Source organism: Ruegeria sp. HKCCD7303 (genome assembly GCF_013111185.1).
GTDB lineage: Bacteria > Pseudomonadota > Alphaproteobacteria > Rhodobacterales > Rhodobacteraceae > Ruegeria.
The window spans coordinates 18,129-39,005 of record NZ_WVRE01000001.1 but is presented as its reverse complement, the minus strand read 5'-3'; the positions used below and the strand labels follow the sequence as shown (position 1 = coordinate 39,005).

The window sequence follows — 20,877 nt, the reverse complement described above, 5'->3', positions numbered from 1 at the left end:
CACCCTAGAAATTCAATTTGGTAATGCCACGCCCACCTCTGCGAGCGCGCATTCCCACTCCTGCGCCGACGTCGCAATAGCTAGCGGGATATGGCAGATGCCCAGCCCCTGCTTTCAATGGCGCAGCATGCTTGTAGTGTTCGGGACGACCCTCATTCGCGTAATTGCGCGCTTGTGTTTGAAGCCACGGCTGCCCAAGTTCAGCGTCAGGGTCGGTCAACAGGCAATCAATCATCATCCGCGAACTGAGCGCCGTCGCAACGCTGGTTCCGTTCATCGCCAGCGCCGCGCCGTCCCGAGGCCCGGCCCCCAGGATGCCTGATTTTGTGTCACTGTCGTCGCACGGGAAAATAACATCAACATCCGATTGACTATTGAACGCAGGCGGGGCGTGATACCCGGTGGCAGAGTATGTCGCCGGACGACCGTCAGAGTTGCGATACCCTCCAATCATAGAAACATAGGGGGTTGAAGCGAGCGCGTTATGGGTTCCCACCCGGCTGATTGGCCCGTTATCAAGCGGTTTGTCAGGTTCGCAATACGAATAGCTGTCACGCACATGTCCGCTTTCCAGGTAGTCGCGGTAAAGCCTGTGGTCGAAATACGCGCGCCTTGCGTTTTGCGGCAACGGACCGCCAAACAGATCAGCCTGAATGTATGCGTCAAATCGCAGAGTGTTTTTTATCCCTTTGAAAGTAAATTTCCAACGACCAGCGGGGGCAAGCTTTACCGTTGTGTTCCGGCGTTGGTTTTTCATCGGGAAAAAAACCAAAGTCGGCGCAAGGGCAACAACAACACGCAATCTAACTTGATCCTTAGCGCGCAAAGGCGACTGGTTCAGATTATAGTAGACCCGCCCGATCTGAGCTGAATTGTCCGGCGAACTTATTTGCCGCACTTCCGGAGCTCCGCGCCCTGGGTTTTTTAGACCGATTGGAATTTTTCGGCCGTCGGGAAGATCGATTTGAAGTTCAAGCCGCTCCAAGTAACCAGAACTCTTGTTGAAAGGTTCTGACCAGAACTCGACATAGGTTGAGGAATGATCGCTGGGCTGCACAATAACTTCGAAAGGCTCATGACCGTCCGGTTTGACCAGATCACGCCCCGAAACACGCATCAGGTTAGAGTTCCCTGCCGGCATGTTGACGAAGGTCTTCACCTTCCGTGGCCTACATTTCCGTTTGCGGTTCTTCAACGGCGCGTCATCGTCAAAATCACAGGCCCTATTGCGAATTTCGTTGCGGATCACCTGTTCCATCTCCAATGAACCATCTTTCGGCCCGGCTTCAAAACCGAATGAAAAGTTCACAACAACAGGAAACTGGTGATCTGCGTCAAAACCAGGACACTTAGCTTTGTGTTTGGCCGCGGAAATTGCATCAGCGAGGCGAATAATTCGGATCAAACCCAGAACTGCATGATATTGTAGAAAGTTCCCCGCGTGACCGTGAAGGAAAAGTGGTGGCAAGGATATAGCCACCAAATGGCAACGTGGGCGCCCATCGTCCAAACTCGCGCCCAGCGCGCCTGGGTTTATTCCACCCGCCACATCAAGAATATGCGTACCATGAGAGGCAGAAAGTTGAAGTTCTTTGGCGCCTTCCCAACTTGGCTTATCCGCGTCTACAGCCCCAGTCGCACGGTTAAAGCTTTCCTGATTCAAAGGGTTCTTCAAGTCTCCGCCGCTGTGTTTGCGAAGTTCTGCTTCGATCTGAACCGTTGAAAATTCGCGCCCGAACGGAAGATGCCGCGCACCTTTTTTGCGGGCATCTGCGCCTTGCAGCCAGGCCGCCAACAACCGCGACTGTCCGTTCTCAAACCGAAGCCGTTTCTGGCCCAGTGCAAAACTTGTATCAATCACTCCCAGAATAACGTCATCGGTGCGTATATGGGGGTAATCTTCCGCGTTGGCTTCCCAGGACTCCCAAGCATTGGGACTGAAATCCGTGTTGGTCGCGCCTTCGGGTAAAGGAACTTCAATTTTGCGCTTTTTCTTATCGTGCAAGCCAAAGATGTTCCGCTCTAACGGCTGAATGTCGATCCGGGTGCAGTCGTCGGAGCGTTGTGTCCTGCTGCCTTCTGCCAAGGCCCACCAATCCACGTAGGGGTCGGAATAGTCAGGCTGCAACAAGCTGGAAGGTGATGAAGTGGGTTTTCCCATATCACCACTCCTGATTTGCTTCATTCCAAAGGTGACGCGCTATGGATAGCGGAGCGAAGCCGCCTTTTAGTTCGGTCACATCTTTTTCTTGGGACAGTTCTAAAAACTCACTCGGAAGAAAATCCGGCGTGCTGTCTGAATAGCCCCAATACCTTCTGGGATTTGATTTCTGAACTCTGAGTTTCCGCGGCGCTTCGGCTTTTGGGTCGTTCGCGTCTTCACAAGCACTTGCCCCCAGATTGTAGATCAACTCTCCTAGAATGACGCCGATATAAGCGCCTGCTCGGCAATCAATTGGGAAATGCACCCCAGAAACAACTCGGTTTACTCCGATCCGATGGGCCAACAGGAAAGGTAATGGGGCTTCCTCTGTCCCGAATTTTACTTTCCCGATGTCGCCAGCAAGTGAGCGCTTCATGAAACGATGTAAAACCGTGGCCACCGCAAATGCTTCGATCGAATGACCGGCCGGAAAAGTCGAATGATCAGGGGTTTGAATAATTGGCTGAACTTCAGCAGCATAGTCTATTGGGCGTTTTTGGCGAAGGTTGTACTTCATCAATGCAGCCACATGGATTGCGACTGAAAGTGTAACGGACAAATACAAAAGCGTTTTACTGCGGCGCCCGTTGTCCAGATATGCATGTGCACCAAAGAAAGACAGCATATCGCTCAATTGAACCTGAATTTCTGGTATCCGGTCGGCCCTCAGGTCGGCATATGCACGGACCCAACGCAACTGATCTTCAAAATACTCTTCTCTAGGTCGTTTGATATTGACCAACATCTGAGACTTTGGGGTCCCTTCAACGTCATGCAAATACACAAGTTTGGCTTTGCCATCGGTGAAGCCGCCACCTTCGTTGGTCGCCCCCAGAACAGCCAAGCGGCTGCGCAATTCGCTATCGAGGATCATCGCCTTGGTTGGGTTTCGGACGTGCTCCAAGTAAGTCGCGTCAGTCGGGAACGGAGTCACCGGACTGCCACGACCAGTCCAATAGTTAATCAAGCCGTCACGAGATGTATTTAGCGCGGCGCTCAGAAGCGGGGACGCAGGTGAGCCCGCGTGCCTGCTGATAAAAACCTCGCCTGCCAGACCAACGTCACCAGCACTACCTGCACCCGGTCCGGTTCCGGGGCCCGTGCCCGGTCCGGTTCCAGGCCCGGTACCCGGCCCTGTCATACGTGTCATAACAATCCCCCCTGAGCTGCTAAGCTTAACAACAGTCAGCGCAAAATTGAGTGAGTCAATGCTGCAGCTCTTGCGCGGTGGCATTTTTGACGCATTAATAACGGTAGCCGATCCTAAGCGCTGTGATTTCTGAGTGCTGCAATTTAGTTCGAGAGGCTGTGGCATTGTGAGTATTGTCGCCCATATAACGGGCCCATTTCGGTTAGAGACCGACCAAGGCATTGATCTTACGCCCAGATCGGCGAAGGTCTGTGGCCTTTTGCTGCTGCTGCTCACTTCTCCTAATGGAAGTCGCGAAAGGGTGTGGCTGCAAGACAAATTGTGGAGTGACCGGGGCAAAAATCAGGGCGCAGGTAGTCTTCGTCAGGCGGTATATCAGTGCAAAAAGTCGCTTGGCGCTCAAGCAGCGCTTGTGACTTCGACAAAGCTCAGAGTGTCTTTGAAACTTAACGAAATACGGATCGATGACAGCAATTTCGGAGAGTTCGCTGAAGGGATTGATATACGTGATCCCGAATTCGAAAACTGGCTTTCATTGGAACGGTCGAGCCGCTCAGTCGATCAAAATGTGGTTCCATTGCGGCCGGCGAGCGCTCCTGAACCATCGGTGAAGCCACCTACAATCACTTTAGCCATCGAAACACTGCCCGGCCCAAACGCTTTGGCCGATTGGTTCACCGAGGTGACGGCGGACCAATGCTCTACAATGCTACATCAAGTTATCGGTGCAAATGTCATTGGACCAGAAACCGAAACTCAGTATGAGCCGGAGTTTCAACTGACGTTGAGCGCTGTTCAGAGCGACAATGGCTGGGTTTTCATGCGCGCCAGGCTGCGCGAAGCACCGTTTGGGCTGCAAATCTGGTCGGGACATCGGATCATCAAGTCCCTTCTGGAAAATCCGTTACAAAACAAAGATATGTCGCAAATGGTTTTCGAAATCACAGAGACCATTCGACATCGATTTAGTCAGCGTCGCGACGACAATAATGCTGGATCTCCTTTGATGAGCTCAAAGGCGATTTCAAGTATGTTTGCAATGACCGAACAGGGCGCGGATGACGCTGACCGCCTGTTGGCCTCTGCGTATGACAATGATCCCCACGCCACGCACCTTGCCTGGCGAGCGCAGGTTCGTGTTATCCAGTTCTTCGAACGCTACAAAAACGGGAATGCAAATATTCTTGAAGAAAGCCGCGAACTCGCGTCCCAAGCGCTCGAGAAAGAGCCCAACAACTCAATTGTTCTTGCGTTAGTTTCGAACAGTTTAAACTACCTTGAAGGTCGATTTCACGATGCGTTGTCCCACGCTGCACGTGCCGTCGAATTGAACCCTGGAAACCCTTTCGCCTGGTGGACACTTGCTGCTGCACAACTAAACAATCACGAGTTGGAATTAGCTTATGAGTCCTCTCAAAGATCAAGAGAACTGTTACGCGGTTCAACACTCGAGTTTTTGCCCGAAGCGCTGTTAGGCGGGTCTGCTTTGGCGCTGGGTATGGAACAAGTTGCCCTTCGGCATTTTGAGCGTTCGCTGAGTTTCAGACCAACCTTCAAACCTTCTCTTCGATATGCAATTGGCCTTAACGCCAAACACGGAAACTTGGACCGGGCGCGAAAGCTCGTTATTTCGTTGAGCAATCAGGAAGAGGGGTTCAAACCTGACCAACTCGTGGAGGATGGAAAGTATCCCACTTCATTGCTCAGGCGGGATGAGAGCGTTGATTTTCAAGTTTTCCGAGACTTGTCCTGACTTTTCCTGCAAGGCCATTCGCAGGAGCCATGAGGCAGGGGACCCGACCCATCACAAATTGTATGTTCACAATGGCCCCCTGAAACACAGCACAAAACCTTAGAAATCAAGATTCATCAATTCCGCCATGTCCGGCGTCCATGTTCCGGTTGCAAAGCCAATGGTGTCATTTTGAGCATTGGCGAGCAGTTCTTTGGTTCGCGGGCCAAATTTGCCGTCGCTTAACGCATCGATTTGCTGCTGAAGCTTTGCCACCACCTCACCCTGCGAGCCATGTCGCAAGCAGGCCAAACGCGGCCAGTCTACCGGATTGGTGAGTGAATAGGCTGCTGCCTCGTGCCCGGTCAGCAACATCACATCATAACGTGACCCGTGTCGTTCCCCATCAAACCCGGCGGCCTTGCGGAACCGGCGCCATTCTCCTGTCCCGGTCGTATGGGATGAACCGCTGCCATGTTGGGTGCCCGGCAACGTGAGACATCCTTGCGACGAAAAGCTGACTGACAGGAATGCTGGATGGATATTGTCACCGGGTTTGGTCCGGTCCCAATAGTCTTGAGTTCCATAGGCCAAGTCATTGTGTGTGCGCAATGTCGTGACAGTGCTGGAATTGACTGGAAGCGGCCCGTTTCCCTGGCGCAAAACGAATTTTACCTCGCCATTCACCGTGGAAAAATGTGAGCCGACACAATATTCGTAACACCCGGTCGGCAGCATATTGCACAATACTTTCGATGTGCCGAAATTCACGCGGTTATAGTATTTGAGCATCTGCGTTCTGCGCGGCACGGTCGAGGCCGAGTACAGCGACAAAACACCCGTTACGACATCCGCGACGCCGATCACGCAGCGAAAGTTCTCATGATCAGGCGAGATCGGTTGAAGCTGTGCTTCGGTGACGCCTTCAAGGCGGGACCCACCATTACGAAGCTTGCATCCGCGCAACCCAAAAATCAGCTTATTATGACCATCTGTCACTGGCGCAAACCCGTTGATTTCGGCCAAGCCTTTCAGGGTCGCCAAGGTGAGCTCGAAGGGGTGATCCGCAAACTCTTCCGGAAGATGCCAGGTATCCGGAGCGTTTCGCGGCGACGAGGGCCAATAGGCGTCATGGGCCGACAATTTCGGTCGTGCCACTTGTGTCTCAAAGGCGCTGGGCAAAAAGATGGTCGTATCAATATTCTCCATCCATGCGTCTTCATCCATACGTTCCGCTGGCGTGAGGGGACCAATCGAAGCGGCCGAAACCGGAGCATTCAAAGGCAATGGATCTGATCCGTTCCTGGCTTGCAACAGCACTTGATCGACCTCAGCCGCCATGGCGCTGCCTACATTTCGTTTGTTCAGGATGTCTTTGAGAATTTCGCTGACACGTATACCCCGATTGGCCACGAACTGGCCTGGATTTGCCGGATCGGGCACCGCCATGTGATGCAGAGCAACTAACTGAAATTCTTCATTAAAGACTGGCGCTCCGGAAGATCCCGGTTCAGTGTCTGTGACATAATACAGAAACTGCCGCCGCCGCCCGAGAACCAGGTTTTCCCGCAGCGCAACTTTCTTCAGGTCCCCACGCGGATGTTGAATGATATTGACGTATTCGCGTTTCAAGGCCTTGCCGGACCGGGGCAACATTTCGATGTGGCCGAACTCTGAAAGGCCGCGGCCATTGCTGGATGTCGGCTCAACACTCACAATTGTATAATCGTGCGACACTGACGTCAGGAAGACTTCCTCTGTCATGCGAAACGTCGCCGGTTCGTTGAGCGTGCCATCTATGTCGAACTCATGCCCAAAGGTCACCTGAGAACTCCGCGCCAGACTTGGGTCGCCCAGTACATGGTTGTTTGTCAAAAGCAGATTGCCGCCAATCAAAAAGCCGGTTCCAAAGCTGGACCCGAACCCTGGCGAGCGTACAAATAGTCGTGCAACGGCGTTGCCCATCAGCGCACCGCGTGAAAGAACATAAAACTCGTCAAGGTTTCGGTCACCGATGACACGCTCATACGCGGAGGCTGCGTTTGGAAGGCGGTAATCCTGCCGTGCCCGTACGAGCTCCGGGTCGTCCGGCAGGTGTATTTCCTGCTCCAACTCCTTGAGATCAGCATGAGCAGCGGCCACGTTCTCAGAGCAAAGCGCAAATTCTGCGTCGGCATTTTTTGGATGTGGCACAGATTGTTGCTTGAGCCGATCATACAACGCGTTGCTAACTATGGCTTCCGGCTGTGGCGTGCCAAAACCAGGAATTGAGGCAGAATGACCTGCCAAACCTGAAATCGATAACCGCGTGCCAAGATTGCCAAGAACCAACAAGACTTTGTTTGCAACACGCTCGAATCCGGGGTTGCGCGGGTGAATCTCATCATACCAACTGGAAACGTTGCCTCCGACTGAGGTTCGCACATCGACATAACGCACGTTACCGGCAAAACCGGACGCAAACGCTGCCAGCGCGTCATTAAAACGCCCGACGATCAGCTCTACGATTTCACGTCCAATGCCGAGCGGGATACCTTTTTTATCCAATGGCTTGCCCAACCACTTACCGTTGTTCTGCGGCAAGGCGTTATCGTAACCGTGAACCAATACGACAAGCGAAGGCTTTGTGGCCAACGCGCTGTCGACCATGTCGCGGTAACTGTCCATTACTGTCTTCAGTGCCGAGTTGAATGCGTTTTCGTTCAACAGCGCTTTGGCGGTAGATCCGGGTTGATATGGTTTCAGAAGCTTTACAAATCGACCGTCGCCCAACAAATCATTCCCACCCATCGACAACATGAAAATGTCCGGATCCAGCTCGTGAATTTTATCTACGTGCTCGGATGCCAGCGCCATATTCGATGCAAGATCACTTGGCGCAGACAGCGAATAGGTCGGAAAAATCCGAGACACATTGTCGATCACGTCCCGAAGAAAGACAGGGTATTGGTGCCAGCTGTCCCCCTCTTCCAAGATGCGCAGCTTGTTCGGATGTTGCGCGATCATCCTTTTGTATTGTCCGTTTCGAATTCGACGCGCCCATTTCGTCACAACGCCAATCAGATCAACGCCTTCAAGCAGCTGATCTTCGAAATCTAACCCCTTCAATGTGACGGCGGCAGAGTAGGGCTGAATTTGATCTTCGGGTGCCAGCTCTTTGACATGTTCAGCCAGTAGCGCTTCGGCTTCTTCGAATTTTTCTGCATTAATAAGGTCTGACAGTTTCTTTTCGAACTCAGTGAGTTTCATAGGAATACCTTTTTTAACAGCGTCAGTTCTGCACAATTGGATCTTTTGAAAGCGCGAACGGCGTTTTGAATTGGTCACAAAAACCTCAGCAGCCCAGCGAGGGACTGCGCCAGCTACCGTGTGTTTACCCTTGCCGGACGCGGAAAAATTCAGTGGTTCTATTGGAAAGACGCATTAGACGCGAGATCCGCAGCATTGCGTATCGGGTCGATGAGAAAATCCACCAGCAATCGGGTTTTGACACGTTTCGCGCGCTTTTGTTGCAGGCGCAAACCCTCATCAAAACGCGTGTTGGGGACTCACTCGTATGCACAACTCCACTGGTCACCGTAATCTCCTATCCCACACAGATTTCGCAATGACCACGATTCTAGGGACAGGCCGTCAGCGCAGCGTCAAACTGGCGTTAAAACGCCATTCGCTGACCCAAAGGGTTGAATTTTTGTTCAGCTAGATGTGAAAAGCCCTTTGCCTATGCCGCACTTTTCGTTGGGCATTCAGATAAATGAGGCCGATCATCACGGCCTTCTCGTCGACGTACTCGGCTGTCACACCGACCGTCATCCACGCGGGGCTTACCCTGGGACTTGAAAAAAGATTGAGAGTCGCGTCATTTGCGCGTCTCTCAACCAGAAAAGATCATACATGTGCACCGCTTGTTTTAGACGCGAAGACTCATGTGGTACGGCGAAGAACAATGGGTCCTTAACCTAGTTCTCCGGAGTATACCAAATCGGGGAAGTATACGCTCGTTCCTGCGTAGACGTGGGAACGTCATTCGGAATCTCATCGCCAAACCGGACTGCCTCATAGACTGTCCATCTTGGCGTTGGGATTTCCAGAACCCGCGCGTAGTAGAAAGCCTTTTGTTCGGGATCAAATTCCGGGTCGGTCCAGACGGTTATCAATTCCGGCGCTCCGATAGAGTTCGTGAACGTGCCTGTCTCAACGTCTACGGTGTTGCCAACAGATGGTAACTTACCAGCGTCGTCGATAACGCGGTCATCAGACCAAACGACGTTAAACACTTGCTCCTGCGTCTCGCCGTCAGCCGTTAGCCAGCCCTTGACGATCTGAATTCTATCAAGATTGCCAGAATATGGATCCTTGAGGGCAGCGACGAGAAAGGACGGCGCAGAGGCATCGTCTGGCGCTGCTTGCAGATCTCCTCCCATTGGCACGCCTTTTTCATAGCCAATTTTCGCGGGAAGCCGGGATTGAGCATCAGACGCGTCGAAGTCCCATCCGCCAAAGAAACGTACGGTAATACGGCTGCCGGTTGTGCCGTATACTTCCTTGCGCTCCATTGCGTCAAAAATAGAATCCCGCGTGTTCTCCTGGGCCCAAACAGCTGCATAACCCGACGCCGCCATCTGCCAGCCTAAAATTCGCGTCGCTTCAAATTCGCCGACCACATGTTGCCAGCGGCCCGGTTCCGGCTCCACCCCCGAGTGCTTGCCGAAAAAGTTGTCTTCCTGCGCCGTGGCCAATGCAGTGTGGCTATCAGTCGATCCAACGACACCAAATTTGTAAGGGTTTGTCCCAAGCTGCTGTTCCAGTTTCAAACCATTCTTGAACGCTTCGCGCGCATATTCATACTGCAACATCCAGTCTTCCTTTGGCACAGGGCCAAGGTTCGCGACGTCCCAGGTTTCGTAATCTGCAAACTCATCGTTGGGACTCAGAAACGGATGGGCTTCACCGTCACCCTTTATCTGTGTGATCTCATAGAGAGGCTCCCATTTGGCACGCCGTTCCGCATAATCTCCTGTCAGCGGTTCCCCGGTGTCTGGATTTGTCTCGACCGGAAACATCAGACCGTTCGAGACATTCCCATTGTGCGCCAGCGCCAATACACGGCCGCCGGTCTCTTCTTCGTACCGCTCCATCCAATCCCACAGGTCTTCCGGATTGAAGGTTTCTGCTGTGGTGAACGGAAGCATTTGGCGGGCTCGAATTGCATCGTCGCGATAGATGACATTGCGGTGGAGGTTGTTACCGCCCTCGGTCGACGTCCATTCATACCCGATAAAGGCTGTGAAAGAGCCGGGATCATCAAACGCGTCAGCGGTTTTGGTAAAGTCATCCCAAACCGATTGCACAAAACGGCGGTCCGCTATTGCTTCTGGCAATGCACCACCGGATATGCCCGCAAAAGTCTCGATAACTTCCATGGTTGCACCCAAAGCGACGTCGCCGCCCTGATTCAACCGGTCATTCCAATCACGCAAAGTCGGATCACGCATGAGTGTGGCGTTCCCAGCCACGATTTCATTCATCGCACCCATGGCGTCGGAATGGTCAGAAACCACGAGCCAATCAAGCGGACGGGATAGTTTCGCCTGCAACCCGTGCGATGTTGTCACTTCTTCGCCGCGGGCAAAACGAAACGCGTCGGCAGGCGACAACAACACCCCAAAAGCACGCGCATCCAGCGAAAGTGAGGTGTGCAGATGTGTGTCACCCCAAAGCGGTCGGGTCGGGAAATCCCGCCCGGCATAGGGCGAAAATGAATCCGCTGCCTGTGCGCGCATGTCGGATTTCGAAATCGTCATCTCACCAACTTGTCCACCTTCTACGGCGTCCTGCGCGAGAATGGACGTTGCGGACATGAAGAAGCTAAAAACTGTGGTCGTGCTATACAGGATTCTCATAACGATATTCCTATCTTTGCAAATGATACCTGATGCGACCATTTTGAAACCGCTGCTGTCAAGTTCGTATCGTGTGCGCAACTCGGGCGCACACTATCAATATGTGCGATCCTACTCGCGGGATCTTCCAGGTTCGCTATGGTGTTTCAAACCGTGATCTTAAGGAAATCATGGATGGCGTTATATTTTGACTAAATCGCTGGGCGACAAGATTTTCAGGCACGATCTCTGAGGCACGGCCTGCCGCCCTTGGCCCGCAGGCCCGGATAAATTGCAAGTCGCTACCGCGCCGAACGACTGAGATTGTCTCAGTCAGAAGACTGCCAGTAGCTTTGACTGTTCATCTTCTCAATCACAGCCGCCATTTCCTTGTCTGACAAAACAGGCGGTTCCCCCAAAGCCAATGCGTTAATGTAGATTTGCGAAAGTGTCTCGACCTCTGTGGCAAGCCACAAAGCAGCGCTCAGGCTTTTGCCGATTGCGATTTGCCCGTGTTGCCCAAGCAGACAGGCACGACGCCCCTCTAACGCGGTCAGAGCTTTGTCCGATAACTCTTGCGTTCCGAAGGTGGCATAGCCCGCACATTTGATATCGGTGCCTCCGGCAACTGCAGTCATATAGTGAAAACTTGGAATACTTCTGTGATGGCAAGCCAGCGCCGTCGCGTGGACAGAGTGGCAATGCACCACGGCATTTGCATCGGTTCGTGCCTCAAGAATGTCCCGATGAAAGCGCCATTCAGACGACGGCCTGGGACCCTGATAAGATCCGTCAAAAGCCATGTCCACGATGTCTTCCGGTGTCATCGTGTCATAAGGCATACCCGAAGGTGTAATCAGAAAACCGTCCCCCGCGCGCACAGACACGTTCCCAGACGTGCCCTGATTTATTCCGCTCGCGTTCATGGCGCGGCAGGTTGCGATCAGAGCCGTGCGCAGTTCAAGGTTTTCCACGTAAAACTCCCGATGAATTTACCCAGCCACGTGTCCAGGGCGAATCCAACATTTTTTGGTACAAGATGGCAATCGCTTTTCTGTATGAGCTTATAGCTTGATGCCGGTCATTATCTGTCACCTGCCCTGCGTCATAGACTTAGCATCTGCAGGCCGTGCATTGCGCAACATATCAAGGCTTTGCTGGATTTCAGGCCGGTTTAGGTTTCGGCCTATCAAAACGATGCGGGTACGCCGGTCTTTGCCGGTCCAATTCTTCAACGGGACCGGCGGGTCAAATACGTGCTGGACGCCATGGAAAGCAAACGGCGATTCAATTCCCTCGAGAAACAAAATACCTTTCACACGCAGGACATCACGGCCCTTGTAGGCAATCAAAGTGTCGAACCACTTATCAAAGACTGCATCATGCAACGCCTCGTCCAAAACAATCGAAACAGACGAGATATCTGTATCATGGCGTCGAAACTCGGAAGTGGTCACAGGTTTTGTGTTTGAGGTTGACATGAGCCCTGAAAGGTTGCCCAGAGGATCATTTGCAACCTTGGGCGTCGTCCAGGAAATAGCATCCTGTTGACGGGCGTTTTCGCGCATGCTCGTCAGGTTCCGCAAGCTTTTCGGGCCAAAATCACGATCAGATGGGCGAACAATGTCGGCTGTTGGATTGAGACCGCGCAGCCGTTCGGTCACAGCTTTATCAGATGCTTCAGATACTAGGTCCGTTTTGGTTAGGACGATCAGATCGGCCACCGCGACCTGCGAAACGGCCTCGAACTGGGCATCCAATGTTGCAGGCCCATTCACCGCGTCCACCACCGTCACGACGCCATCCATTCGCGTATTTCGCGCGAGAAAAGGATCGACAAGCAGCGTCTGAAGGATTGGCCCCGGATCTGCGAGACCAGTGGTCTCGATCACAATGCGGCCAAAGTTGAGCATGCCTTCGTCGCGCCGTGCGAGCAACTTGACAAAGGTGTCCGAAAGGTCTCCGCGGATTGAACAACACAAACAACCTGACGACATCAGCATCACATCGCCGTCCACCTTTTCAATCAGGTCATGGTCCAGACCCACTTCGCCGAACTCGTTCACAATGACGGCAGTTGGCTCAGAAGTTGAAACGGCCAGCAATTGGTTCAGCAAGGTTGTTTTACCCGCCCCCAGAAATCCGGTTAGCAGCGTTACAGGTATGCTCGGGTCATCAACCTTTTCTGACCGGTTTTTTGAGGCATGGGCCATGAACATCACAAGCTCAGTTTTGTAATAACATTACATCAGTATGGTGAATCAATTGGGCTGTCCAGTTAAGCTGCGCCGTTACATTCCTTCTGCCATATGTTCACAACCCGACCAGTCACAAACCAAGGGTGAACGCCCTGATGCAAATCTTCGACTTCGCGTTCCATTTTAACCAAGAAGTCCGACAGAGTTGGTATCCCCTGCGTACCTGCGTGCCGTTCCAAATCCTGACCTTGTTGTCACTGCGAAAGGCGAAATGTGCGGCAATCAGAACCCTAAAGAACTCTAAAAAACCTGTTTCTTAGTACCGGGGAAAGAATTTCAAAAATGCAGTTGTAAATTTACCTACCTATTGATAGGTAGTGCTCACGTATCGCAAAGCCAAACGGAGGCATTCCAATGAAGATTTATGATGTCGAGGGTTTCCCGAATCCCGCCCGCATTCGCATCGCGCTGGCCGAAAAAGGCGTTTCAGACAAAGTGGAATTCATACCGGTGGATGTGATGGGCGGCGAACATCGCACGCCCGAATTCAAGGCCAAGAACCCCGATGCGGCTGTGCCCTGCCTGGAACTGGAAGACGGATCACATATTGCTCAGTGCAACGCGATCACCGAATATATCGATGCAATGTTCGACGGCCCTTCGCTGACAGGTGTGACCGCACAGGAACGCGCACGCATCTCAATGATGAACCTGCGTGCGGAAAACGGTCTACTGAATGCGGTTGGAACCTATTTTCACCATGCCACACCTGGCTTGGGCCCGGATCTTGAAACCTATCAATGCGCCGAATGGGGCAATAAGCAGAAAGAGGTCGCCGAGAATACCATGGCGTATCTGGACTCTGTTCTGGCCGAAAACGACTACTTGGCCGGTGACACATTCTCGGTGGCTGACATAACAGCCTTTGCAGGATTGGCGTTCGCCGATTTTGCCAAGGTTGAAATTCCCGAAAGCCTGACCAACCTCAGGGCTTGGCGTGCGAAAATAGCGACCCGCCCGTCTATTGCAGCCTAAGCGAAACCTGACATTTAAGTCGAAAGGACCTTTCCCCATGGAACTCAACTCGGATTTCACGTCCCGTGTCGTTGTTCACTCCGACCAAATTGAGTGGCAGGCCTCGCCTATGAAGGGTGTGGACCGGCGCATGCTGGACAGGATCGGTGGCGAAGTCGCCCGCGCCACCACCATTGTGCGTTATGCACCGGGCAGCAAATTTTCGGCCCACACCCATACAGGCGGTGAGGAATTCATAGTCTTGGACGGCGTCTTTCAAGACGAACACGGCGACTATCCCGCCGGCACCTATGTGCGAAATCCTCCGACCACGGAACACACACCAGGCTCGGAACCCGGATGCACCATCTTCGTCAAACTCTGGCAGTTCAACATGGAAGATCGCACCCAATTCCGCAAAACCATGACTGAAGAGTTGGCTTCACCAGTGAACGGTGTCGCAAGCGCAACCCTGCACAGGGACGACCGCGAGATCGTAACGTACAGCCATCTTGACCCAGCTGCGACCTTGGCTTCGGACGCGACGGGAGGGATCGAGCTGCTGGTCATCGACGGCTCAATCACAACTGGAGGTGACGTTTTGGGGAAAAACGGTTGGTTGCGCCTACCCGAGGGTGAAGCTCTTTCCGCCGTAGCTGGACCAGAAGGCGCAAAGGTCTGGATGAAAACCGGGCACCTTCCCTTTGCCCAACCACCGGCGGTGTAGCATATGAAATCCGCTAATCCACTGGCGCTTGTCGCAGGTGCTGGGGCTGGCCTCGGCCAGTCTCTCCTTTCCCGATTTCAAGCTGGCGGCATGACCGCCGTTGGCCTCGGCCGAAGTCGACCGGAAAACCCAGTCGGCACTTTTCATGAACTTGATCTGAGCGACCCTGAGGCTGTCGGCCCAACCATCGCGGATCTGATAGCGACCTATGGCCCGCCAAAAATCGTGGTCCACAATACTGCTGAACTGGTGATCGCACCCTTTCCCGAAACCACATTAAAGGATTATCAGCGGGCTTGGACATCAATGGTGCAATCGCTAGTGGTCCTTGGGCAATGCGTGCTGCAACCCATGGTGCGTGGCGGCGGTGGTACGCTGATCGTGTCTGGAGCGACTGCATCGCTGCGGGGTGGCCCGCGTTTTTCGGCTTTCGCGTCCGCCAAGTTCGCTTTGCTCGGGCTGACGCAATCACTCGCGCGAGAATATCAGCCAGCAGGCGTGCATGTCGCTCATGTGATATTGGACGGTATAATCGATACACCTCGTTCTCGCGATCTGCACAGTCTCGATCCGGCGAAAATGATCAAACCCGACGAGATTGCCGAGACATACTGGCAACTTGCACATCAGCCGCAATCGACCTGGACACATGAGCTGGACCTACGACCTGCTTCGGAAGGGTTTTGACATATGCAAACTGAGACGTTGATCATTGGCGCTGGCCTGTCGGGCTTGTCGCTCGCGGTGCGGATGGCCGAAGAGGGTCGCGACTTTTTGCTTGTCGAGGCGCGGGACCGGCCCGGCGGACGCATTCTAACCCAACGGGTCGGCAAAAGTTACTTCGATTTAGGACCCGCCTGGTTTTGGCCCGGCCAACCCCGGATTGCGGCGCTGATCAGCCAGTTGGGGTTGACGCGGTTCGAACAATACTCAATGGGCGCGCTCAGCTTTGAAGATGAAAAAGGACGCGTCGAGCGCGGTCGAGGCTTTGCGTCTATGGAAGGATCATATCGTCTCAAGGGCGGTTTGAGTGCACTGACCGACGCGTTGGCAGCCCAACTGCCCAAGGCCCGCGTGGTTTTGTCCTCACCCGTTTTGTCGCTGGCGCAGACCCACAAGGGAATAACGGCAAACACAGAGTCGGGGCAGGAATTCCAGGCCAAAAAGGTGGTATTGGCCCTGCCGCCCCGTGTGGCCAGCCAGATCACCTATTCCCCTTCTCTACCGCGGGAAACGCTTACCGCGATGAAGGACGTTCCCACGTGGATGGCAGGCCAGGCAAAGGCTATTGCCATCTATGACCGACCATTCTGGCGCGAAGCCGGCTTGTCCGGCGATACCATGAGCCGCCGTGGGCCAATGGTCGAGATACACGATGCTTCGCCTGACGAAAGCGGCCCGTATGCCCTGTTTGGTTTTATCGGAATACCACCTCACGCCCGCCGGGATCAGGGCCGCTTGCGACAAGCCGTGCAAGACCAATTGACCAACCTGTTCGGACCCAACGCCGCAAAACCGGAAACACTGCTGATCAAGGACTGGGCCTATGATCGCTTCACCTCTACCGAAGAGGATCAACTACCGCTATACGCACATCCGTCATATGGATTGCCACAGGCTTTGACGCAGATTTGGGGAAATCGCCTGATATTCGCCGGAACCGAGGTGGCGTCGCATTTCGGAGGCTATATCGAGGGTGCCTTGGAAGCAGCGGAAAACGCGTTTGCCCTGATCGCTGAAGAAAAGGTTTGAAAGCATGTCGGATACCAAAACTGCGTTACTGGATTTTGCTGAACATGCAGCACGCGCGCGAGGGTTTGACGGGTTTAGCTATGCTGACCTGGCAGAAGCAGTTGGTATTCGCAAAGCTTCGATTCACTATCACTTTCCTACTAAGGCCAATCTGTCAGCAGCGTTGATGGACCGCTATCACACTGTACTTGAACGCGAATGCCAGAAGATTGAGGATAAGTATGAAACTGGATCTGAACGCCTTCAGGCTCTTGTCCAGCTTTACCGGGATGCACTCAACGATGGTAAAACACTTTGCCTGTGTGTCTCGCTGATCAGTAGTCGCGAAAGCCTGTCTGATGAAGTTATCGAAAAAATCCGAGCTTTCAGGGCCATGATGGTCCAGCGGATTCAGTCGATCTTTGAACTTGGCCAGAAGGATAAAACGATCTCGGGCGTGACCAACCCGGCATCCGAGGCCCGCGCCGCTCTGGCATTGCTCGAGGGCGCGCATCTCACCGCCCGGGCGGAGGAAAACATCAAAACTTTTGATGAAGCCATAGGTATTTTGAAGTCCCGTTGTTGACCCAACGTTCCACCTGAGCGATCGCCAAGGCCGTCGGCGGAATGCTAGGTAATGAGTGTCTGCCGATACACCAGAAATCTATGAGTGGAAGACCACACCGGAAGAGTGACAGTGAGTCTGGCTTGGCCGCAATTTCTTCCTCTCTGTCTGAAGTGGGGTCCACATTTTGATGCCGTCATGAATTTCGGCCTTCAGCAATTCGAGAACCGCATCATGTTCAGCGGTAGATGGCAGGTGGGTCATTCGGGGCCGGGTTCCGGGCTCGCCGACAGTTCGTTCAGCAAAGCTTGGGCATGTGAAGCGAGAAAGGCTTCTTCGCGCGCGCAAAGTGGCCGGCTTTGCCGCCGAGCATAGAGAAGAGAAAACAGTCATGATTGACGCGACATCAGTTCCTCCACTCTCACCCTTCTAAAGTTGGGCCGCAATATGGGGTGTGGATCAGAACACCCATCACCACGCCTGAAAGGTTCTGAGCAATTGGATTTCCATGCCACCTTTTCTAAATTCGGAAACTGGAAAATCAAAACCCTGCGTTGGCAACCCAACTCTCAAGGTCAACCCCGGAGAACAGCCGAGTAGTGGTTTCGATGTTGTTGCCCCCTTCAGGTATCGAATTCTAGATGGAAATGGCCGGGGAACCCGGCGATACCTGGTTGGATCTGTCCGGCAGCGCCGGGCGCACGGCGCAGGTTTTTTTGGATCAGAAGCGGTTTCAAGATGGCAGGGATGACCGCCTGATTGATGGTATCACCAAAGCAGCGGTGCATGCCGTAACCCCAGATGATGTAATCCTTCCATGGGCGGTCAGTGCGGAACTCGTTGGGGGCTGGTATGTCAAGGCGGTCAAAACAGGCTGATGCGTTCGCGGCGAAAACGATCTGGCCTTTGCGGATTTTGGCGCGACGCAGGGTAGACGGTGCGATCTCGGTATCGTGCAAGGCTCGGCGGTAGATCACTGGGTTGAACGGATTGAAGCGTAGTGCCTCCCAAATGTGTTGGGCAAGAAGCGCGTCGTCGTCAGCGCGTGCGGCGCGTCGGGCTGAGACGAGCACTTCGGGTCGGTTAAGTAGCTCATCGAGTGCGAGACAGCTGGCCTTTGAGATGGTGGGAATGGCACCGATCAAAAGGCCGAGTAGGTTGTTGCGGATGCCCAGATCGCTCATCCCCGGCGTATCCGAGGATTGCAGCGCAAGGCAACGATTGAGGATGTCCGGAGTTTCGGTAGGGTTGGCCTTGCGTTCCGCGATATGTGCATCAAGGTAGGCACGCAGGAGATCTGCTTGTACCAGCGCACGAGCTTCACCCGCAGCGTCGGCTCCAAGGTCCTGGAACAGGTACCAGAACAGGTTGGATGTCCATTCCTGCATTTGAGCTGGCTTTGCACCGCAGCCAAAATAGGTTTCAGTCATGTCCCAAGGCACTTCGAGCGTGAGGGATGGGACAATGTCGATCTTGCCCTTGCATTGTGCGATGATACGGTTGGCAAGATCTGCGGCGCGGGGTTGCACGATCTCAGCCACATCGCTCATCCGCGCGGCAAGGCGCATGGCGGACGTGTCGCGGGTATAGTCCCAACCCGGCTGCATCCCGAGAAAGAAGTTTTCGCCTTCGGTCAGTTTGCGCATGCGCGAACCGTAAACGACTTCAAAATCTTCGTTGCGGTTCAGCACATCAAGACAATCGGCGCGGCGGGTGACAATAGCAGTGCCGGTGTTTTCGTAGCATTTCATCAGCACGCGGTTGAACGTGAGATTAGGCCAGAAGGCGCGCAATACGGCAAAGACGCGGCGCTGGGACGCTGGCTTTTGTAGGTAAACGCCGATTCCGCCGGACATAAGCGATCCAAGGCAGCCCGGCAGTAGGCAGGCGAAGGAAAGAAGCCCCTCGCCCCACAAGACGAGGCGTTGAAGGATGCTGAGGAAGATGTTGGCAATGGCGGTAATCATGCACTGATGCTCCGATCAGGTGGGATCAACAATGCCCATGGCCATCATTCGCAGCGCGGTCATGGAAGGCACAAAGAAATAGTCACCTCCGCGGCATTCCACGAAGGTTTTGAGCTTACTCATAACATAAGGCGGTTTGTTGGAACTCGGGTCGGACGGAATCGTGTGGCGTGTGTGGTGGTCGTGATTTCCAAGAAGTGGACAAGTGTTGTTGCCCTGATGGAAATCGAGCCCGTATTGAATCCACTGTTGCTGTATGAACTCGAACTGCCGGAACAAGCTGGCCCCCATGATGATCATGATCACGCCTTGTTCGGTATCATCGTCCTTATGTTCAAAATTATGTGGCCCATAAGGCAGACCGCGCCGCAGAATGCGGCGGCGTTTGTTGAGAGCGCTGGTGGCTTCGGGGTTTTCGAAAGGTTTGCCCGTGGTTTCGTCAATGCCGCCCTTGTTCAGCGGGTCGAGATAGTCGCGGGTGTTCATGCGGCGCATATGGGCACCGCCTGGGCATTTGAAGCCCGTCATGTCATCGCCGTAGCGGAAATCCCGTGCCTCTGGAGACGCAATATAGGCGAGGTTTTTCTTGTAACCTTCGATCGGGTCGACACCCTCACCCCGGAAGCCCATCTTTTCGCCAAAGGCGACCCATTCGTCATAGGTGGGCACCTTCGAGAGCGGTACGCCATCGGACCACCGCCCGCACATTTTGGCGCGTAGGGTTTCCTTGGCTTCTTCGATGGGAACGTTCATCACCTTGGCATATTGTTCGGCCTCCTCGGCGACGACGGCATCGAAAGAACCGACATTTTCGTGCAATTTTCGAAAGGCGAAGAACGTGCCATTTCGCATGAATTCAGGAGGTGTGGCGGTGGGGGCAAGTTCCTGGCTTTCGTCTGGATGGCCAAGGATAAACTCTCCGGTGGCCAATGGTTCCCAGCCATTTCCCATCAACTTGCCGCGCCCGATGACGGCAGATTTTTCGTCCTCGGCGCGCAGTTGGCCTTCGAAGACCGGATTGCCAATACCGTCGGTGAAACCAAAATGTTCCTTTGGGGTGGGAAGGATAGCGCCACCGATCTCTTCAAAGACGGCTGAGGCATCCTGATAAGGCTGGTCGCCCTCGGCACCGACACCGGTCAGGTGAGTTACGCCGCATTTTTTGGCGGCCTTGAGCAACCAATCTGTGCGCTCTTCCAGCTCAGGATGTGGGGTTGCAAGGTCGGTTTTGCTTTTGCTCTGCACATTCAGAGTGACCAGCACATGTACGTCGTCATCGCCAAAACCCAAAGTGCCAGGGGCGCGGCTTTTCTGCCAGATCGGGTCCCAGTGCTTTAACCAACTTTGGTCTTTGGCATCTTCGACCTTGGTCTGGTCGCGGTCACCAAGAATAAACGCCCGCTGGCGCATGCCCTCGATGAATTCGGCTGGCATTGCCTGCAGTGTGCGCACGGGCAATTGCAGGGCAAGCATTCCGGGAAAGGTAAGGGCGATATTTGTGGTGCAGGTCGGCTTTAGGTTTTTTTCATTCCAGCGGACAGCGGTTGTGACCTTTTGGCGAACTTCTTCTAGGAATGCGCGCCCGGCCGCGGGGTTGGGGAAATGAAAAAATACATAGCGGGCAAAGGGGAAGGAATGGCGGCCATAGGCGCGGATGACGTTCCCCTGAATGTCATTGAGATTAAGATTGCGTGTCATGTCGTGCTCA

The 20,877-nt window shown here is 53.8% G+C and carries 14 protein-coding genes; 6 read left to right on the top strand and 8 right to left on the bottom strand.

Annotation, left to right across the window (positions count from 1 at the left end):
- Positions 1-4: 4 nt before the first annotated feature.
- Together GS630_RS00160 and GS630_RS00155 are read right to left on the bottom strand one after the other, a co-directional pair.
- A complete protein-coding gene (locus GS630_RS00160) occupies positions 5-2,161 on the bottom strand; it encodes a hypothetical protein (protein WP_171620769.1) in 2,157 nt (718 codons plus the stop codon).
- Between the two features lies 1 nt (position 2,162).
- Complete coding sequence (locus tag GS630_RS00155; RefSeq protein WP_171620768.1) at positions 2,163-3,353, bottom strand: phosphatase PAP2 family protein; 1,191 nt, start codon at positions 3,351-3,353, stop codon at positions 2,163-2,165.
- 259 nt (positions 3,354-3,612) lie between these two features.
- On the opposite strand from GS630_RS00155, the gene GS630_RS00150 reads away from it, so the two are divergent.
- On the top strand, positions 3,613-5,106 hold the full coding sequence (locus GS630_RS00150; RefSeq protein ID WP_171620767.1) for a tetratricopeptide repeat protein: 1,494 nt from the start codon (positions 3,613-3,615) through the stop codon (positions 5,104-5,106).
- 99 nt (positions 5,107-5,205) lie between these two features.
- Here GS630_RS00150 and GS630_RS00145 read toward each other — a convergent pair whose 3' ends face one another.
- The 4 genes from GS630_RS00145 to GS630_RS00130 form a co-directional block, all read right to left on the bottom strand.
- Entirely contained in the window at positions 5,206-8,334 is a 3,129-nt protein-coding gene (locus GS630_RS00145) for a trypsin-like peptidase domain-containing protein (RefSeq protein ID WP_171620766.1), read from the bottom strand.
- Between the two features lie 710 nt (positions 8,335-9,044).
- Positions 9,045-10,988: a DUF3604 domain-containing protein gene (locus GS630_RS00140; RefSeq protein WP_253285908.1), complete on the bottom strand. Its 1,944-nt coding sequence runs from the start codon at positions 10,986-10,988 to the stop codon at positions 9,045-9,047.
- A gap of 308 nt (positions 10,989-11,296) precedes the next feature.
- The gene (locus tag GS630_RS00135; protein WP_171620765.1) at positions 11,297-11,941 is read right to left on the bottom strand and encodes a class II aldolase/adducin family protein; all 645 of its coding nucleotides are present in this window, start codon (positions 11,939-11,941) and stop codon (positions 11,297-11,299) included.
- 117 nt (positions 11,942-12,058) lie between these two features.
- Positions 12,059-13,180, bottom strand: coding sequence for a GTP-binding protein (locus tag GS630_RS00130; protein WP_171620764.1), 1,122 nt, complete (start codon positions 13,178-13,180; stop codon positions 12,059-12,061).
- Between the two features lie 399 nt (positions 13,181-13,579).
- On the opposite strand from GS630_RS00130, the gene GS630_RS00125 reads away from it, so the two are divergent.
- Genes GS630_RS00125 through GS630_RS00105 form a run of 5 tightly spaced genes read left to right on the top strand, consistent with a single transcriptional unit; the run spans position 13,580 to position 17,223 of the window.
- Positions 13,580-14,200: a glutathione S-transferase family protein gene (locus tag GS630_RS00125; RefSeq protein WP_171620763.1), complete on the top strand. Its 621-nt coding sequence runs from the start codon at positions 13,580-13,582 to the stop codon at positions 14,198-14,200.
- Positions 14,201-14,237: 37 nt separating this feature from the next.
- Positions 14,238-14,906: a cupin domain-containing protein gene (locus GS630_RS00120; RefSeq protein WP_171176327.1), complete on the top strand. Its 669-nt coding sequence runs from the start codon at positions 14,238-14,240 to the stop codon at positions 14,904-14,906.
- Between the two features lie 3 nt (positions 14,907-14,909).
- On the top strand, positions 14,910-15,593 hold the full coding sequence (locus GS630_RS00115) for an SDR family NAD(P)-dependent oxidoreductase (protein WP_171620762.1): 684 nt from the start codon (positions 14,910-14,912) through the stop codon (positions 15,591-15,593).
- 3 nt (positions 15,594-15,596) lie between these two features.
- Positions 15,597-16,658 (top strand): NAD(P)/FAD-dependent oxidoreductase, encoded by a 1,062-nt coding sequence (locus GS630_RS00110; RefSeq protein ID WP_171620761.1) that lies wholly within the window; start codon positions 15,597-15,599, stop codon positions 16,656-16,658.
- Positions 16,659-16,662: 4 nt separating this feature from the next.
- Entirely contained in the window at positions 16,663-17,223 is a 561-nt protein-coding gene (locus GS630_RS00105; protein WP_171176321.1) for a TetR/AcrR family transcriptional regulator, read from the top strand.
- Between the two features lie 602 nt (positions 17,224-17,825).
- Here GS630_RS00105 and GS630_RS00100 read toward each other — a convergent pair.
- Positions 17,826-19,169: a cytochrome P450 gene (locus tag GS630_RS00100; RefSeq protein ID WP_171620760.1), complete on the bottom strand. Its 1,344-nt coding sequence runs from the start codon at positions 19,167-19,169 to the stop codon at positions 17,826-17,828.
- 15 nt (positions 19,170-19,184) lie between these two features.
- A complete protein-coding gene (locus GS630_RS00095) occupies positions 19,185-20,867 on the bottom strand; it encodes a peroxidase (protein ID WP_171176317.1) in 1,683 nt (560 codons plus the stop codon).
- Positions 20,868-20,877 lie beyond the last annotated feature (10 nt).

What these genes read in the sequence shown, in the direction of transcription:
- GS630_RS00115 (WP_171620762.1), top strand. Translation starts at nt 14,910, where the DNA reads ATGAAATCCGCTAATCCACTGGCGCTTGTCGCAGGTGCTGGGGCTGGC.
- GS630_RS00120 (WP_171176327.1), top strand. Translation starts at nt 14,238, where the DNA reads ATGGAACTCAACTCGGATTTCACGTCCCGTGTCGTTGTTCACTCCGAC.
- GS630_RS00155 (WP_171620768.1), bottom strand. Translation starts at nt 3,353, where the DNA reads ATGACACGTATGACAGGGCCGGGTACCGGGCCTGGAACCGGACCGGGC.
- GS630_RS00130 (WP_171620764.1), bottom strand. Translation starts at nt 13,180, where the DNA reads ATGGCCCATGCCTCAAAAAACCGGTCAGAAAAGGTTGATGACCCGAGC.
- GS630_RS00100 (WP_171620760.1), bottom strand. Translation starts at nt 19,169, where the DNA reads ATGATTACCGCCATTGCCAACATCTTCCTCAGCATCCTTCAACGCCTC.
- GS630_RS00160 (WP_171620769.1), bottom strand. Translation starts at nt 2,161, where the DNA reads ATGGGAAAACCCACTTCATCACCTTCCAGCTTGTTGCAGCCTGACTAT.
- GS630_RS00140 (WP_253285908.1), bottom strand. Translation starts at nt 10,988, where the DNA reads ATGAGAATCCTGTATAGCACGACCACAGTTTTTAGCTTCTTCATGTCC.
- GS630_RS00110 (WP_171620761.1), top strand. Translation starts at nt 15,597, where the DNA reads ATGCAAACTGAGACGTTGATCATTGGCGCTGGCCTGTCGGGCTTGTCG.
- GS630_RS00095 (WP_171176317.1), bottom strand. Translation starts at nt 20,867, where the DNA reads ATGACACGCAATCTTAATCTCAATGACATTCAGGGGAACGTCATCCGC.
- GS630_RS00125 (WP_171620763.1), top strand. Translation starts at nt 13,580, where the DNA reads ATGAAGATTTATGATGTCGAGGGTTTCCCGAATCCCGCCCGCATTCGC.
- GS630_RS00145 (WP_171620766.1), bottom strand. Translation starts at nt 8,334, where the DNA reads ATGAAACTCACTGAGTTCGAAAAGAAACTGTCAGACCTTATTAATGCA.
- GS630_RS00105 (WP_171176321.1), top strand. Translation starts at nt 16,663, where the DNA reads ATGTCGGATACCAAAACTGCGTTACTGGATTTTGCTGAACATGCAGCA.